The organism is Gordonia sp. VNK1, assembly GCF_040049135.1.
In the GTDB taxonomy this organism is placed as follows: domain Bacteria; phylum Actinomycetota; class Actinomycetes; order Mycobacteriales; family Mycobacteriaceae; genus Gordonia; species Gordonia oleivorans.
In genome coordinates, this window is record NZ_JBDZDJ010000011.1 from 102,648 (window position 1) to 121,957 (window position 19,310).

The window sequence follows — 19,310 nt, forward strand, 5'->3', positions numbered from 1 at the left end:
ATGGCCGCTGCCAACGACCCGAACGCTGTTGCTTTCACCGGTGCCGCCGGCCCCATCCCGTTCGGCCGGCTCGACGCGCAGATATCGGTCACCGCAGGCATTTTCGCCGCGCAGGGACTCGACACCGAGGCCGCTGTCACCGGTACCGTCACCGGCCTGATCGCGGCGCCCGGGCTCACTCCCGAGGAGATCGCGACCAAGACCCGCAACGCGGTCGCCGAGGTGCGTTCGGCCGCCCTCGCGGTGGCCGGGACATCTGACTTCGCAACGCTGCCCGGGGTTTTCCGGGCGTCCGCGCATCGGTGTGCCGAGGCCGTCGCGCTGACCGATCTCGCCGGCACCACGCTGACCTATCGCGAACTCGACCGGCTCTCCGATCGCATCGCCGCGGGCCTGGTCGCCGCCGGAGCGGGTCCCGAGCGACTCGTGGGGGTGGCACTCGACCGCGACGCGAGCCTCATCGTGGCCCTGCTCGGCGTGCTCAAATCCGGGGCGGCGTACCTGCCGCTGGACCGATCGCATCCGGTCGACCGACTGCACACCATCGTCGCCGACGCGCGACCGGTCCTCGTCATCACCGACACCGACACGCGTGCGCAGTGGCGAGATCACCTCGACGTGGACCTGCGGACAGTCGAGGAGGTGGCCACCGACGACGGCCACGACGCGATTCCCGCCACGATCGATCCGCGCCACCCCGCCTATGTGATGTACACCTCGGGTTCGACCGGCAAGCCGAAAGGTGTTGTCGTTCCGCACGAGGGCGTGATCCACCTGATGGATGCCCTCGACGCGATGTATGACCTCTCCGAATCCGACGTCTGGGCGATGTTCCAGTCCTACGCCTTCGACGTGTCGGTGGCCGAGATCTGGGCAGCGTTCTGCTTCGGTGGCCGGCTGGTGGTGCTGGACTTCTTCACCACCCGATCGCCCGGCGATTTCGTCGACGTCGTCAACCGGGAACAGATCACCTTCGTCAACATGACGCCCTCGGCGTTCTATCAGCTGTCGGCGGCGTTACGGCCGCCGGCGCTCGGCCGACTCGCCGGCACCCTGCGCTATCTCGTACTGATGGGCGAAGCACTCGACTTCGAACAGGTGCGACGCTGGTACGACGAGCGACTCGAGATCGACGGCACCATCGGGCCGGCGCTGAACAACATGTACGGCCCGACCGAGGTGACCGTGTACGCGACCCGGCGGGATCTGACGCCCGACTTCGTTGCCGGCACGGCCGCCTCCGACATCGGTGGCGCACTACCCGGATTGACCACATATGTTCTCGACCGGAGGCTGGCGCCGGTACCCGACGGCGTGACCGGTGAGCTCTACCTCGCCGGGCCGCAGGTCACCAGGGGCTATCTCGGGCGCTCGGAGCTCAATGCCACCCGCTTCGTGGCGAATCCGTTCGTCGCGGGTCAGCGGATGTATCGCACCGGAGACGTGGCGATCATCCGCGGCGACGGGCTGGAATACCTCGGGCGCAGTGATGCCCAGGTCAAGTTGCGTGGCTTCCGTATCGAACTCGGGGAGGTCGAGGCGGCACTGATGTCGGCGCCGGGTGTGCACGCGGCCGCCGCGGCGGTCAGGCAACGCGAGAATCATCTCGATCACCTCGTCGGCTACGTCACCGGTGCTGCCGCGGACGGAACATCTTTCGACGTCGACGAGGTGCGCGCGGCGGTGGCCGCCGCCGTCCCGGACTACATGGTCCCCGACGTGATCATGGTGCTCGAGCAGTTGCCGCTCAACGTCAACGGCAAACTCGATCGCGCCGCGTTGCCGATGCCGACGATGCACACGGCAGCAGCCGACTTCGTCGAGCCCGAAGGCGGCCTCCAACATCGCCTCGCCAAGGTCTTCGCCGAACTCCTCGGGGTCGATCGGGTCGGTGCGACCGAATCGGTGTTCAACCTGGGCGGCAATTCGCTTGTCGCCGCCCAGATCGCCGCGCGGTCGACCGAGGTCCTCGAACTGCGGGTGGGCGTGCGCGACATCTTCGAATGCCGCACCGTCCGGGCACTGGCCGAGCGCATCGTCGGACGCGGTCACATCGACCGGCCCGAGTTGTCCGCGGTCGAACGAGACGGCGCGATCCCGTTGTCCTATGCCCAGCAACGTCTGTGGTTCCTCGCCGAACTCGAACCCGACAGTGCCGTCTACAACATCCCGCTGGTGATGACGTTCTCCGGTGCGGTCTCCACCGCCCATCTCGCCGAGGCCATCGACGATGTCATCACCCGCCACGAGGCGCTGCGCACACGTTTCCCGGCAACCGATGGCGTCCCGGTCCAAGTCGTCTGTGACGCAGACGATGTCGCGCTCGACGTCGAGGTGCATCCGGCGCTTACGGTCGCGATGGACGAGGTCAACGCCACGGTCGACGCGCTGGTTCGCGCGCCGTTCGACCTCCACGCCGCCCCGCCCCTGCGTATCCGGCTGTTGCAACTGTCCGACACCGACTACACGCTGGTCTTCGTCGCCCACCACGTGATCGCCGACGGTGCGTCCATCGCCCCGTTGGCCCGTGACGTGATGGCCGCCTACCACGCCCGCCGTAGCGGCTCGGCACCGGAGTTCGACAAGCTCGCCGTGCAGTATGTGGACTACACACTGTGGCAGCGTTCGGTCCTCGGTGACCCCCTCGACCCCGACTCCGTCGCGGGTCAGCAACTGGCCTTCTGGCGTGACACACTCAGTGGCGCACCCGAACTCATCGACCTGCCACTAGATCATGTGCGGCCGCGCGTGCAGAGCAAACGCTCCGAACGTCACCCGTTCACGATCGGCGCCGGCATGGCCGCCGAACTCGAGGATCTCGCCCGCCGCCACGAGGTCTCGTTGTTCATGGTGCTCCACGCACTGTGGCTGGTGGTCCTCAACCGGGTCACCGGTGCCACCGACATCAGTGTGGGAACGCCGTATGCCGGTCGAGGCGAACGGGCACTCGACGATCTGGTCGGCATGTTCGTCAACACGCTGGTGCTGCGAACCGAATTCGACGTCGACAGCGGTTTCGACGAACTGCTGGCAATGGTCCGCGACCGCGACCTCGCGGCCATGTCGAATGCGGACGTACCCTTCGAACTCGTCGTCGATGCCGTGCAGGCGCCGCGAACACAGTCACATGCACCCTTGTTCCAGGTGGCCCTCGCGTTGCAGGATGCCGCGGCCAACAGGTTCGAATTGCCCGGTGTGGCAGCAGAATTCGTGGAGCAGACCCGCGCGCTCACCGACTACGACCTCAACATCACCTATGTGGAGGGTCTGGCCGGTGATTCCGGTGGCGGCGACTTCCTCTCCGGCACGATAGATTTCGCTGCCGATCTGTTCGAGCCGGTCACGATCGCGCGGCTGGTCGAGTACTTCGAGCACGTCGCGCGCCAGGCCGTCGATGCCTCCGATCGGTTGCTCCGCGATTTCGATGTCCTCGAGCCCGCCCACCGTGACGCGATGGTGGTCGCCGGTCCGTCCGCCGCGTCCCCGTCCACGCTGGCGCAGTTGTTCGCCTCGGCGGCTCGTGCGGGTCAGCGGACCGCCGCGGTCTGCGGTGACCGCTCACTGACCTACCGCGAGCTCGACGAGGCGTCCAACGCCCTGGCGCGCCGATTGATCGCGGCCGGAGCCGGACCGGAACAGGTGGTCGTGTCGGTGCTGGCTCGCGGCCTGGTCGGGCAGGTGGTGGTGTGGGCCGTCGCCAAGACCGGCGCCGTCTTCTGCCCCGTCGACCCGCAATATCCCGCCGAGCGGATCGCGGCGATCGTCGATGACAGTCGCGCACGCATCGGTGTCGTCGGCGAGCAGCATGCGTCGGTGGTGCCGACCGGGCCCGAATGGATCGTCCTCCCAAGCGATCTCGACGACCGGCCGGCCGACCGCAGTGACTCGCCGATCACCGATACCGAACGTCGAGGCGTCCTCACCCCGGATTCGGCCGCCTATCTCATCTTCACCTCCGGTTCCACCGGTCGTCCCAAGGGCGTGGCGGTCACCCAGCGCGCGGTGGCCAACGTGGCCGTCCTGGCGGCGCACCGGTACGGGTTGACCCCGGCGTCGCGGATGCTCGCGGTGAGTTCCCCCGGCTTCGACGCGTCGGTGTTTGAATTCCTGCTGGCCTACGGTAATGCCGCCACCCTGGTCATCTCGCCGCCGGAGGTCTACGGAGGCGCTGAACTCGGGGCTCTGATCACCGATCACGACGTCACCCACGCGGTGCTGGTCCCGAGCGTGCTCGCCACGGTCCCGGATCTGTCCGCCGGGGCACTGCCGGTCTTGATGACCGCGGGCGAAGCACTTCCGGCCGCCGAGGTGACACGGTGGGTGAGCCCCGACGGTCGCCGAGAGATGTACAACCTCTATGGCCCGTCGGAGACCACCATCATCGCCACCTCCACTGCCGCGCTGCGCCCGGGTGAACCGGTGACCATCGGTGCACCGGTCGACGGGATCACCACGGTCGTCCTCGACGAGCGGATGCGACCGGTGCCGATCGGGGTCGTCGGCGAGTTGTACCTCGCCGGTCCACCGCTTGCACGAGGCTATGTCGGTCAGCCCGGTAAGACCGCGGAGCGCTTCGTGGCACATCCCCACGGCGCACCCGGGCAACGTCTGTACCGGACCGGTGATCTGGTGCGGTGGACCTCGGCCATGGAACTGGAGTACGTCGGCCGGTCGGACTTCCAGGTCAAGATCCGTGGTCTGCGAATCGAACTGGGCGATGTCGAGGCCGCCGTGGCGGACCTCGCCGAGATCGGCTCGGCGGTGGTCGTCGGTGTCGAATCCGCCGCGGGCACACGGTTGGCGGCCTACGTCACCGCTGCCGACGGCGCCGTGATCTCCCCGGCCGACGTCATCAGCGCGACCGCCGCCCGTCTGCCGTCCTATATGGTGCCCGAGGTGGTGGTGCCTCTCGATCGCATCCCGTTGAATCCGACCGGCAAGGTGGACCGGAAAGCCCTGCCGGAACCGGATTTCGGTAAGTCCGAGGTCTTTGTCCCGGCGGCCGATGACACCGAGATCCGGGTGGCGGGAGCGTTCGCCGACGTGCTCGGCGTCTCCGAGATCAGCGTCGTGGCATCGTTTTTCGACCTGGGAGGCAACTCGCTGTCGGCGACGCGCCTGGCTGCCCGCGTCGGCGAAGCGCTGGATGCCGATGTCTCGGTGCGCACCGTGTTCGAGGCGCCGTCGGTGCGCGAACTCGCCGCGAACCTCCGACCCGGAACCGGGTCGCTTGCTCCGATCGTCGTCCGCCCACGAACCGCACCGGTTCCGCTGTCCTTTGCGCAACAACGCATGTGGTTCATCAACCGTTTCGACGCAGGCTCGGCCGCCTACAATCTGCCCGCCGCGCTGCGGCTGACCGGTGACCTCGACGTCGCGGCATTGCACGCCGCGATCGGCGATGTCATCGCGCGTCACGAGGTGCTGCGTACGGTGTTCGGCTCCGTGGATGGTCGTCCTCATCAGGACATCCGCCCGGTCGGCGAGGCGATCGATCGACTGGACTGGCAGGTTGTCGACGGCCCGGACGACATCACCGCGGCCGCGGTCGCCGGATTCGACGTGACGGCCGATCTGCCCATCCGGGTGCGATTGCTGCGTGAGGCGCCGCAGCGTCATCTGTTGCTCGTGGTCATCCACCACATCGCCGGCGACGGCGAGTCCCTCGGCCCGCTGGTGGCCGACCTGGCGGTGGCATATGCCGCGCGCCGTCGCGGTGGTCACCCGGAATTCTCGCCATTGCCGGTACAGTTCGCCGACTTCGCGATCTGGCAGCATGAGGTGCTCGGCAACGTCGACGACGACTCATCGGTACTCGGGCGGCAACTCGCGTACTGGGAGTCCCAGCTGGCCGATTCGCCGGAAGTGCTCGAACTCCCCACCGACCGGCCGCGGCCGCCGGTGGCGTCGATGGCCGGCGCCGCAGTCGACTTCACCGTGCCCGCCGACGTCGCCGACGGTGTGCGGCAACTGGCACGGACGGCGGGCGTCACCGAGTTCATGATCACCCACGCCGCGCTGGCGTTGATGTTGTCGAGGCTGGCCAACACCGACGACGTCGCGGTCGCCATCCCGGTGGCCGGGCGTGGCCGTGAGGTGCTCGACGACCTCGTCGGGATGTTCGTCAACACCCTGCTCCTGCGCACCCGGCAGGAGCCGGGACAGACGTATGCGGAGTTCCTCGACCGCGTGCGCACCATCGATCTCGATGCGTTCGCCCATGCCGACGTGCCGTTCGAGTATCTGGTCGAGCGGCTCGATCCGGTTCGGTCCGAGGCATTCGCGCCGCTGGCTCAGGTGATGCTGTCGTTCGATCAACACGATTTCGGGCTGGCCGGTGAGCCCGGAGCCGACGTGTCGGCCGTGCTGGGGGGCCTTCACCTCGAGACGGTCGACCCCGGTGTCGACTGGGCCAAGGTCGATCTGACGTTCTCGGTCGGCACGGCCACCCCCGACGGCAGCTGGCGCGCACAGATCGTCTATGCCACAGATCTGTTCGATCGCTACTCGGTCGAACTGATCGGGGAGTACCTGGTCCGGGTGTTGCGCCGGATGACCGAGGACCCACAGGGGGCGGTCGCCGACGTCGAGTTGCTCTCCGCCGAGCAGCACGCCGCCGTCATCTCCCGCGCCGCCGGCGAAACCGTCGTACTGGCGCCGCAGACGCTGCCCGAGGCGCTCGGGGCGGGGATGGCGCGTTCGCCCCGGGCCACCGCGATGATCCACGAGGGCCGAGTGGTCAGCCATGGCGAACTGTCCGACCGGGTCTCGGCGCTCGCCCGCGAGCTGATCGGACGCGGTGTGGGTCCGGACTCCGCTGTCGGAGTGTGTATTCCACGGTCGGTGGAGATGGTGGTCGCCATTCACGCCATCGTCACCGCCGGCGGTCAGTACGTGCCCATCGACACCGCGGCCCCGATCGATCGGGCCCGGTACATGGTCGAGACCGCGGGTGCCGAGCTCGTGCTGGTCGGTCCGGGGCCGACGCCGACCGCGGTCAGCGGTTGTGGAGCCGCCATCCTGGCCGTCGACACCTCCGGGGCGGTGGTCGGTGACACCCGGCCCGTCGTCGACGCCGATCGGCGCGGACCTCTGCGCCCCGAGGGCGCCGCCTATACGATCTTCACCTCGGGCTCCACCGGGCGCCCCAAGGGTGTGACATTGAGTCACTCCGCGGTGCTCAATCGGCTGTGGTGGGGTCTGGATCAGATGCCCATCGACGCCACCGACCTGGTCGTCCTCAAGACTCCGTACACCTTTGACTGCTCGGTGCCGGAGATCTTCGCGCCGTTCCTGGTGGGCTCGAAGATCGTGGTCCTGCGGGCCGACGGGCACCTCGACCCGGTGTATGTGGCCGAGACCATCGCCGCCGAGCAGGCGACGATGGTGCACTTCGTGCCGTCGATGCTGTCGGTCTTCCTCGATCTCGCGGGCCCGCAACGGTTGGCGGCGCTGACCGGTCTGCGTTTCATCGGAACCACCGGCGAGGCACTGCCACCCGCGGTTGCCGCGCAGACCCTCGAATCGATTCCCGATGCCGATCTCTACAACCTGTACGGACCCACCGAGGCCGCGGTCGAGATCACCTATCAGCGCGTTCTCGACGCCGACCGGGTGCTCAACGTCCCGATCGGCAAGCCCATGTGGAATTCCACGTCCCATGTCCTCGACGATCTGCTGCGGATCGTCCCCGACGGCGTCGTGGGCGAGTTGTACCTCGGCGGAGTCCAGTTGGCGCGCGGTTACGCCTCGCGGGCCGACCTCACCTCGGAACGTTTTGTGGCCGACCCGTTCGGCGCGCCGGGTACCCGGCTCTACCGGACCGGCGATCTGGTGCGCCGCAACCCGGCGGGCGATCTGGAGTATCTGGGCCGCACCGACTTTCAGGTCAAGTTGCGCGGCCAACGGATCGAGCTGGGTGAGATCGAGGCCGCCCTCGCAAGCGCTCCGGGCGTGGTCCACGCGGCCGCAACCGTGGTGTCGTCGGCCGGTGGTGAACATCTCGTCGGGTATGTTGCGGCCCGGCCGGGACAGATCCTGGATCTCGACGCGGTGAAGTCGGCGGTGTCGGTGGATCTGCCGGAGTACATGCGGCCCGGGCTATGGGTGCAGCTGGACTCGGTGCCGCTGAACACGGCCGGCAAGCTCGATCGAAAAGCGCTGCCGCAGCCGACATTCGAGTCATCGGAGTATGTCGCCCCGACCACCGATCGGGAATCCGCGGTCGCCGACGTGTTCGCCGACGTGCTGGGTGTGGAACGGGTCAGTGTGGTCGACTCCTTCTTCGACCTCGGCGGCAACTCCCTGTCGGCGACCCGGCTGGCGGCACGACTCGGCGACGCGCTGGGTGCCGACGTGTCGGTGCGCATGGTGTTCGATGCCCCGTCGGTGCGCGAGATCGCACAAACCGTTGTCACCGAGGGCGATTCGACGGTGGTGCCGCTGGTGGCGGTGACCCGTCCCGATCCGCTTCCGCTGTCCTTCGCGCAACGCCGGATGTGGTTCATCAATCAGTACGACCCGAGTTCTGCGGCCTACAACATCGTGTCCGGTCTCCGCCTGACCGGCGATCTCGACGTCGAGGCGCTGCGCGCCGCGTTCGGTGACGTGGTGAGACGACACGAGATCCTGCGCACCGTCTATCCGCGGCGTGACGGCAATCCGGTACAGGTCATCGAGAGTGCCGAACTCATCGCCGATCGACTCGACTGGGCGGTGAGCCCCGATCACGCAGGCATCGTCGAGGCGGCCGGTGACGGATTCGATGTCAGCCACCAGTGGCCGATCCGGATTCGGGTGCACGCCGAGTCGGATACGCGCCACGTCCTGGTGGTGGTCGTCCATCACATCGCCGCGGACAATGAGTCGGTTCGACCGCTCGTGCGAGATCTGGTGTCCGCCTACACAAGTCGCCTGACGGGCGGCGAACCGGGTCTGCTCCCGCTGCCGGTGCAGTTCGCCGATGTCGCGATCTGGCAGCGTGCGGTCCTCGGGGACGCATCGGATCCGACGTCGGTGCTGGGCCGGCAACTCGACCACTGGCGCACTGCGCTGGCCGATCTTCCGGATCTGCTGGAGATCCCCACCGATCATCCACGACCGCCGGTCGCGTCGATGCGTGGCCGCACCACCGCCTTCGCGTTCCCGGACACCACCGTGGCGCGGATCGCCGAGGTGGCACGCGGCGCCGACGTCACCCCGTTCATGGTCGTCCACGCCGCCCTGGCGGTGCTGCTGTCACGACTGTCGGCCACCGACGACATCGCGATCGCGACACCGATCGCCGGCCGCGGCCGCCCCGAGGTCGCCGAGCTCATCGGTATGTTCGTCAACACCCTGGTGCTGCGCACCGCGGTCGACCCGTCGGCGTCGTTCACCGACCTGCTCGCCGAGGTCCGCACCACCGATCTGGCGGCCTTCGACAACTCCGACGTTCCCTTCGAGTTGCTCGTCGAGCGCCTCAATCCGTCACGCTCGCAAGCGTTTGCGCCACTGGCCCAGGTGATGCTGAACGTCGTCGACGACACCGCGGGCACGGCGTCGCTTCCGGGATTGACAGTGGAACCGGCCGAGACCGGCGACCACCCGGCACAGGTGGATCTGAGTCTGGAGATCCGGCAATCCGATCGCGGCTGGGCCGGCGCGCTGACCTACGCCACCGACCTGTTCGACGAACCGGGGATCGAGACGTTCATCGCCCGGTTGATCGCACTACTGGACACCGTCACCGCCGATCCGACCGTCGCGGTCGGTGATGCGCCCATCTTCGCCGAGATCGACGACGTGCTCGGCTGGTCACACGGCGAGACGGTCGAGATCGGCGCGAACCCGGAGGCGCTGGGTGATCTGGTGCTCGCCGCGCTGGGTGACGCACCGGATACAGCGGCCCTGGTCTTCGAGGATCGTCGGGTATCGCGGGGTGAGTTCGGCGCGCTGGTGTCCTCGTTGGCGCGTCGTCTGGTGACGCTGGGTGTTGGTCCGGATACCGCTGTGGCGGTGGCGATCCCACGCTCTATCGAGATGCTGGTGGCGATCCACGCGGTCGTCGTCGCGGGTGGGCACTATGTGCCGGTGGACCCCGACGCCCCGGTCGAGCGGGTGGCCTACATGCTCGAGACGGCAGGTGCCGGGCTGATGCTGGTCGCGGGTCGAGATACGCTGTGGCCGTCGCAGATTCCCGGCGTGGCGACCGTCGAGGTCGATGCGCACCGTCCGGCGCAGGTGCAACCCTTCGATCCGAGTGAACGCCGGGGGTCTCTCACCGCGGACTCGGCGGCGTATACGTTGTTCACCTCCGGCTCCACCGGACGGCCCAAGGGTGTGACGGTGTCGCACGGCGCCATCGTCAACCGCCTGCTGTGGATGCAATCACGCTTCGGCTTGACCGGCGACGACGTCGTGCTGCAGAAGACCCCGGTCACCTTCGATGTCTCGGTGTGGGAACTGTTCTGGCCGCTGATGACGGGCGCACGCCTGGTGATCGCCCGCCCCGACGGGCATCGCGATCCGCAGTATCTGGCGGAAACGATCGCCGCCGAGAGGGTCTCGGCACTGCACTTCGTGCCGTCGATGCTGGCGGTGTTCTGCGACGTGCTCGGCTCAGACGGTCTGGGCGACCTGCGCAGTGTGCGTTCATTGTTCACCTCTGGTGAGGCGCTGACCGCCGCCACCGCCACGGCTGCGTTGACCGGATTGCCGGATGGTGTTGCGCTGCACAACCTGTACGGTCCGACCGAGGCGGCCGTCGACGTCACCCATCATCAGGTGGCACTCACCGACGAGGTGATCCCGATCGGTACGGCGGTCTGGAACACCGCAACCTACGTCCTCGACCAGCGTCTGCGCCCGGTACCGGCGGGTGTGGCCGGTGAGCTGTATCTCGGCGGGGTCCAGGTGGCACGTGGGTACGCCGGTCGTCCCGATCTGAGTGCGGATCGCTTCGTCGCCGATCCGTTCGGTCCGGCGGGCGGGCGCCTGTATCGCACCGGCGATCTGGTCCGGTGGAACGCCACCGGTGAGATCGAGTATCTGGGGCGCACCGACTTCCAGGTGAAGCTGCGCGGACAGCGCATCGAACTCGGCGAGATCGAGTCGGTGGTGGCCGCCGCACCCGGCGTCACCCATGTGGCCGCCGCGGTGGTGACCACTCCGGGTGGCGGTCGCATCCTGGCCGCCTACGTGGCCGGCGGACCACAGGTGCGGGTCGAGCTCCTCGAGGAGCTCTCCCGCGACCGGCTGCCCGAGTACATGCGACCGGATTCCTGGACGGTGCTCGACACGATGCCTCTCACGGTGTCGGGCAAGATCGACCGAAAGGCACTGCCCGAGCCGGTCATCGGGGTCTCCGGCGCTCCGGACGCGCCGACGAATGCCACCGAAACACTGATCGCCGAGATGACCTCGGGCATCCTCGGACTGCCCGGGATCGGGGTGAACGATTCGTTCTTCGCGCTCGGCGGGGATTCGATCATGTCGATTCAGCTCTCGGCGATGCTGCGTGCGGCGGGGCTCGGAATCCGTCCGCGAGACATCTTCGAGCGCAAGACGGTTCGCGGGCTGGCGGCATTGGCCACCGCTGGTGGCGATGACATCCTGCTCGAGTTGCCCGGTGGTGGGATCGGGGAGATGCCGCTGCTCCCCGTCGCCCGGTGGATGCTGGAACGAGCCGATTCCGCCGAGGACTACGCCGACTTCAGCCAGGCCATGGTGGTGACCCTGCCCGCGGGTGCCGACGCAGCACTCATCGGCGACGTGGTGGGCGCCGTCGTCGCCGCACATCCGATGTTGTCGGCGCGTCTCGCCGAGACCGACGGAGAAGAACCCGTGCTGGTGGCGGGAGGACCGTTCGAGGCTTCGGCCGCCGTCGAGGTGCGCCCGACACCGGTCTCGCCCGGGACCGACGACGTCGTGAGCGCGCACGCCGACGCCGCACTGCGACTCGATCCGGCCGCGGGGGCGATGGTGAGATGCGTTGCGCTGCTACCGGAATCGGGTGAGGGCGGTCGGCTGGTGATCGTTGTTCACCACCTGGCGGTGGATGCGGTGTCGTGGCAGACCATCATCGCCGACCTGGCAAGTGCAGGTGCACAGCGCGCACGAGGCGACGCAATCGGCCTTCCCGCCGAGGGAACCTCGATGCGCCGCTGGGCGGCGGCCATCACCGATCTCGTGGGTTCGCGCGCACACGAGGCCGACCTCTGGGATCGCATGCTGCCGGCCGGGCGGACATCGCCGGTCGGCGAACTCGACCCGGTCCGGCATCGCGACAAGGCATTCGGGTCTCTGCACCGGCAGATTCCGGCGGAGACCGCCGAGCGGGTACTGGTCGAGGTGGCCGCGGCATTCCGTGCCGGGGTGCACGATGTGCTGCTCGCGGCGTTGGGAATCGCCCTCGCCCGGCTCCGCGCGCGAGGTGAGACGAGCGTCGACGACGACGGACGGGGAGCGGCCCCCACCGACGTCACGGTGCTGCTCGAGGGACACGGCCGCGAAGAGCACATCGCCGCGGGCGCCGATCTGACCCGGACCGTCGGATGGTTCACCGGCATCGCGCCGGTCACCTTCGGGGTGGCGGCTCCGGCCACCGATGGTGAGCTGATCGCGATCGTCAAGGGTGTGAAGGAGACACTCGCCGCCCTACCCGATCACGGAATCGGCTTCGGCGTCCACCGATACCTCATGCCGGGATCCCCGATCGCCGACCGCCCGCTGCCCGAGATCACGCTCAACTATCTCGGCAATGTCAGCGGCGCGCCGCTCGACGCCGACGGATCACAGGGGCATCAGACCGAGACGGTCGCGTTTGCACCGGTGCCGCAGCGTCACCGGCTCGCCGGCACCATTCGGGGAGACATGGTGGCGCCCGGGGTGCTCGACGTCACCGTCTCCACCGTCCCCTCGTCGTCCGGACGGATCCTGGAGGTCGACTGGCGCCATCAGCCGGACGCACTCTCGGATGACGAGATGGGTTCGGTTGCGCAGTATTTCACCGAAGCCCTGGCGGAGATGGTCGCGTTGGTCGCACGCGTCGACGAGGTGGGACCGTCGCCGTCGGACATCCCCGGTGCCGACCTGACGCAATCGGAACTCGATCGGCTCTGCGCCGAGCACCCGGGTGCGCAGATCTGGGCGCTCTCGCCACTGCAGAAGGGCCTGCTCTTCGAGTCCGAACTCGCCGCCGCTCGCGGCGACGTGGACGTCTACGTCATGCAGTCGACCGTGGGGATCGACGGAGATGTCGATGCGGCGCGCCTGGGCGAGGCCGTCGACGCGCTCACCCGGCGGCACGCCGCACTGCGCTCGGGGTTCGTGCGGACCGACGTCGGGCATCCGGTCGCGGTGGTGGCTCCCTCGGTGGACACACCGACGAGGATCGAGGATCTGTCGGACCTGACCGACGTCGCGGCCGCCGACCGCCTCGACGAGATGCGCCGTGCGGAGAACTCCCGGCCGTTCGATCTCGCGCGCGGCCCCCTGCTGCGGTTCCTGCTGGTGCGCATGCCCGGTGATCGCCACACCCTGGTCCTGACCAACCATCACATCATCATCGACGGATGGTCGGCGCCCCTGATACTCGCCGATCTGATTTCGGCCTACCGCACCGGCTCGACGGTCACCGACGCTGGTGAGCGGCCCGTCGTCGAGTACGACCGGTATCTGGAATGGCTTGCAGCACAGGACATCACCGCTGGACTCCAGGCGTGGGACACGCTGCTGGCGCCGCTCGAGAGGCCCACCCTCATCGGGTCCGGACGACCGATCACCGCCGAGGCGGCGCCGCAGAAATCCACGGTGACGCTCGGCGCCGAAACCACCGCGGCCCTCACCCGGCTCGCCCGATCGGCCGAGGTGACCAACGCCGAGATCATCCAGTTCGCCTGGGCGCTGCTGCTGTCGCGCATCACCGGCGAGACGATCGTCTCCTTCGGTGAGACCGTATCGGGCCGGCCGTCGGTACTCGACGGCGTCGATCGCACCGTCGGCCTGTTCATCAACACCGTGCCGGTGGTCGTGGATGTGGCCGACGAACAGGTGATCTCCGAGGCTCTTCGCCGCCTGCACGAGGGCAAGCTCACGGTGCTCGACCATCAGCATGTCGGGCTCGGCGAGTTGACCACGCGCTCGGGTTTCGCTGCGCTGTTCGACACCCTGACCGTCTACGAGTCCTACCCGGTCGACGCGGCGCAGGCACTGGCAACCGCCGATGATGCCGCCGGGATGCGGGTGAACGCCGTCGAGATGGCCGACGCCACGCACTACCCCGTGGCATTGGGCGCGTCGCCGGTGGGCGACGACCTCACACTGTCGTTCACGTTCCTGCCCGGCGAGATCTCGGCCGACCACATCGAGGTGTACCGGGATGCATTCGTGACCCTGCTCGGCCAGATCATTGCGACCCCCGACGCCCGTATCGGTGATCTCGTTCTGCTCGAGGCGGATTCGGTCGATCGTGTGCTCGCATGGTCACGCGGGGCGACGTCGACGCCCTCGACCCGATCCCTGCCGGACCTCGTGGACGACAGCGTCCGGGCGACACCGGATGCGACGGCTCTGATCTTCGGGCAGGCCGAGATGACCTACCGCGAATTCGGTGACCGCGTCGAGGCGTTGGCGCGCGATCTGGCGGCGACGGGTGTCACGACCGACGTCGCGGTCGCCGTGGCCATCGAGCGTTCGCCGGAATTGCTGATCGCGATCCACGCGATCGTGCGCGCGGGCGGACACTACGTGCCGCTGGACATCGACGCACCGACGAGTCGCCTTCAGTACATGATCTCCACGGCCGGGGTGCGTGTCATTCTCACCGGACCCGACGTGCCCTCGGCGGTGACTGTGGTACTGGAAACACCAGACGTGCACGGCATTCCGGTGGTGGCCGTGGACGCTTCCGGACCTGTTCCCCGGAGCGGCGCACCGACGCCGGCGGCAACGGCAACGGCGATTCCCGAGTCGGCCGCCTACACGCTGTTCACCTCCGGCTCGACCGGAGCACCCAAGGGAGTCACGGTCTCGCACGCGGCGATCGTGAATCGTCTCGAGTGGATGCAGTCCGAGTTCGCGCTCGGGTCTTCGGACGTGGTGGTGCAGAAGACACCGGCAACATTCGATGTGTCGGTGTGGGAGTTGTTCTGGCCGTTGATGTCCGGCGCGACCCTGGTGATCGCCAGGCCGGACGGACATCGCGACCCGCGGTATCTCGCGGAGCTGATGGCCCGCCACGCGGTCACCACGGTGCACTTCGTCCCGTCCATGCTCGCCACCTTCCTCGACGTGCTCGGCGAGGACGACCGCCACGCGCTCACCGCGGTCCGGCAGGTCTTCACCTCCGGTGAGGCGCTACCGGCGGCCGTGGCGCAGGAGACGCTGACCGCGCTGCCCACCGCACGCCTGCACAATCTCTACGGTCCCACCGAGGCGGCCGTCGACGTCACGCATCACGAGGTCGTGCCCTCGGATACCGTGGTGCCGATCGGGGTGCCCATCGCGAACACGACCACCCACGTGCTCGATCGGCGTCTGCGTCCGGTGCCCGTCGGCATCGCCGGTGAGTTGTATCTCGGCGGCGTCCAGCTCGCGCGCGGCTACGCGGGCCGCAGTGACCTGTCCGCGGATCGCTTCGTCGCCAATCCCTTTGGTGGTGCGGGATCGCGGCTCTACCGCACCGGTGATCTCGTGCGATGGGACTCCACGGGCCGCCTCGAGTATCTGGGGCGTACCGATTTCCAGGTGAAGCTGCGCGGGCAGCGCATCGAACTGGGCGAGATCGAGGCCGTTCTCGTCGCCGTTCCCGGTGTCGTCCACGCAGCGGCGTCGGTGATCGATGGACCCGGTGGTCAGCAGTTGGTCGGTTACCTCTCGGGCACAATCGATCTGGATGATGTCCGGGAGGCGGTCGAGGATCGGCTGCCGGCGTACATGCGACCGACCGCCTGGATGGTGCTCGATCCGATGCCGTTGAGTTCCTCGGGCAAGATCGACCGTCGCGCACTGCCCCGACCACAGGTCGCCGACAGCGGGATCGTCGAACCCGCGTCGCCCGTCGAGGCGGTCATCGCCGAGATCGTCGCCGACGTCCTCGGCCTCGAGCAGGTGTCGGTCACCGCGGGCTTCTTCGAACTCGGCGGGAACTCGCTGTCGGCCACCCGCCTGGTCTCACGCCTGTCGAGGGCGCTGTCGGCCGACATCTCGCTGCGGACGGTTTTCGACTCGCCGAGTGTCCGTGACCTGGCGCGTCACCTGGACATCGGAGCCGGTTCCGTCCTGCCGCCGATCACCGCGGCACCGCGCCCTGGGCGCATTCCGTTGTCCTACGCGCAGCGCCGCATGTGGTTCATCAATCGCTTCGACCCCGACTCGTCGGCGTACAACATCGTGGCGGCGCTGCGCCTGCGCGGTGCCCTTGACGTCGATGCCCTGCATTCGGCGGTGGCCGACGTGGTGAGCAGGCATGAGGTCCTGCGCACCACCTACCCCGTCGTCGACGAGGAGCCGGTCCAGAAGATCTGGAGTACCGACAACGCTGTCGCGCAGCTTGATTGGGCGCAGGTGACAGATCTCGACGAGTTGTCGGCGGTGGCCGGCCGCGGTTTCGACGTCACCGTCGAGACTCCGCTGCGCGTGCGCGTCATGCGCGAAGCGGACGATCGGCACGTGCTGCTCATCGTGTGGCACCACATCGCCGGCGACGGAGAGTCCATCCGACCGTTCGTCACCGACCTGGTGGCCGCCTATCGAGCTCGTCGGTCCGGTGCCGAACCCGAACTGCCAACGCTCGCAGTGCAATTCGCCGACGTCGCGATCTGGCAGCGGGCCGTGCTGGGCGAGGTCGACGAACCCGATTCGGTCGTCGGCAGACAACTGGGCCATTGGCGTGAGACCCTGGCCGCGCTGCCTGATGTCATCGCCCTGCCGACCGACCGGGTCCGGCCCGAGGTCGCCACCCTGCGCACCGAAACCGTCGACTTCGAACTCGATCCCGATCTCGTCGGTCGAATCGTCTCGCTGGCCGATCACCGTGGCGCAACGACATTCATGGTGGTGCACGCGGCCTTGGCGGTGTTGCTGTCACGCCTGTCGGCCGGCCACGACATCGTGGTCGCGTCACCGGTGGCCGGGCGCGGCAGTCCGGAGCTCGATGACCTCGTCGGCATGTTCGTCAACACCGTGGTGTTGCGCACCCACGTCGACTCGGCGGCGGACTTCGGCGCGCTCTTGGACTCCGTCCGCGATACCGACCTCGACGCATTCGCGCACAGCGACCTACCATTCGAGTATCTGGTAGAGAAACTCGCCCCGGTGCGTACCCAGGCGTTCGCGCCGCTCGCGCAGGTGATGCTCAACGTCCTCGACGACACCCCGGGAATCGTCGAGTCGACCGACCTGAGCATCGAACCGTTGCCGACACCGGATCGCCCGTCGCAGATGGACATGACGTTCGAGATCGTCCGGGGTCGGGATCTGTCCCCGTGGCAGGCGAGTGTGCGGTACGCGACCGATCTCTTCGACAGGTCGACGATCGTCGCCGTCGTCGACCGTCTGATCCGCATCCTGGAGGCCGTCACCGACGACCCGACCATTGCCGTCGGCGACGTCGTGATCACCTCGCGTGCGGAGCAGCAGCTCCTCGCGGCGTTGCCCCGACCCGGGCGGCAGAATCCGAACGCCGCGGCCACGGTACTCGATCTCCTCGATGAGGTTGTCGTACGTCATCCGGATCGCATCGCCGTCACCGCCGGTGGGCAGAGCCTGACCTACGCCGAACTCGATCGGCAGTCGTCCAGGCTGGCCGCCTCCCTGCTGGATGCCGGGGTGACACCGGGCTCGTTCGTGGGCTTGGCGGTACGTCGCTCGACGGTGCTTCCGGTGGCGATCATCGCGATTCTCAAGACCGGCGCCGCCTATGTCCCGATCGACGTGAGCAATCCCGACGATCGGCTGCGGCACATCATCGACGATGCGTCGCCGGCCTGCATCGTGGTGGATTCGACGACGCGGGAGTCACTTCCGGCCACCGATGCCGCTCGATTGGATATCGACGACCTGCCCGCCCATGGCGGCACCCGCCTCCGCGATGTCACGGTGCGCCCCGGCGACGCCGCATACATGATCTACACCTCGGGCTCGACAGGTCGACCCAAGGGCGTCGTCATCGGGCATCGGCAGGTCGTCGCACTCATGGATGGCGCCGCCGAACTGTTCGAGTTCACCGAGGCCGATGTGTGGACGATGTTCCACTCCTACGCATTCGACTTCTCGGTGTGGGAACTGTGGGGGCCGTTGCTCACCGGCGGACGTCTGGTCATCGTCGATCGTGATCTTGCCCGTGACCCCGACGAATTCCTCCGCCTGGTGCGCGACGAGGGGGTGACCGTCCTCAATCAGACGCCCTCGGCCTTCTATCAGTTCATCACCGCCCGTGAACGTGCGAACGCCGATCTCCCGTTGCGTTACATCGTCTTCGGCGGGGAGGAGCTGAGCTTCGACCAGGTTCACCGCTGGTACTCGACGGTTCCCGATGACCGGCCGACCTTGGTCAACATGTACGGGATCACCGAGACGACGGTGCACGTCACCTTCGCCGAGCTGGACGCGTCGATGGTGGGCCACGGTGGTCCCAGCGTCGTCGGGCGTGCCCTGAGTGCCTTGGGTATCGCCATTCTGGACGAACGTCTGCACCCCGTTCCGCCCGGCGTGGTGGGCGAAATCTACGTCGCGGGAACACAACTCGCGCAGGGCTATCATCGACGTGCGGCGCTCACGGCGACGAGATTCGTGGCCGCCCCGGCCGGGGCGGGCGACGTCGCCGGAACCCGGCTGTATCGCACCGGCGATCTGGGTCGACGCGTCGGCGATGACATCGAATACATCGGCCGCGCCGACTCACAGATCCAGTTGCGCGGTTTCCGCATCGAACTCGGTGAGGTGGAGGCGGCACTACGCCGTGTACCGGGAGTCGTCGCGGCAGCGGCGGACACCCGACGCGGCAGCGGGTCCGACGTCACCCTGGTGGGCTACGTCGTGGGCGGCGAGCAGTCGGATGACCGCGCACGGACGCTCGACCCGAAGGCGGTACGCACGGCGGTCGCGGAGTTCGTGCCCCAGTACATGGTTCCGGACGTGATCACCGTCGTCGAGTCGATTCCGTTGACATCCAACGGCAAACTCGACCGACGGGCGTTGCCGGCACCGGTGATGGAGAGCGACGCAGAGCTCATCGAACCCGGGACCGATGACGAAGCCGCAGTGCTGCAGATCTTCGCGGAGGTGCTCGGCATCGACCACCTCGGTGTCACCGAGTCGTTCTTCGATCT

At 67.9% G+C, this 19,310-nt stretch carries 1 protein-coding gene (only partly in view); it reads left to right on the forward strand.

Annotated features, from left to right (window positions below):
• Positions 1 to 19,310 carry the 5' portion of a non-ribosomal peptide synthase/polyketide synthase gene (locus ABLE94_RS15265; RefSeq protein WP_348809162.1) on the forward strand. The gene runs 15,367 nt beyond the window's last position, so 19,310 of the gene's 34,677 nt are visible here — the first part of the coding sequence; its start codon is at positions 1 to 3; its stop codon lies beyond the right edge, outside the window.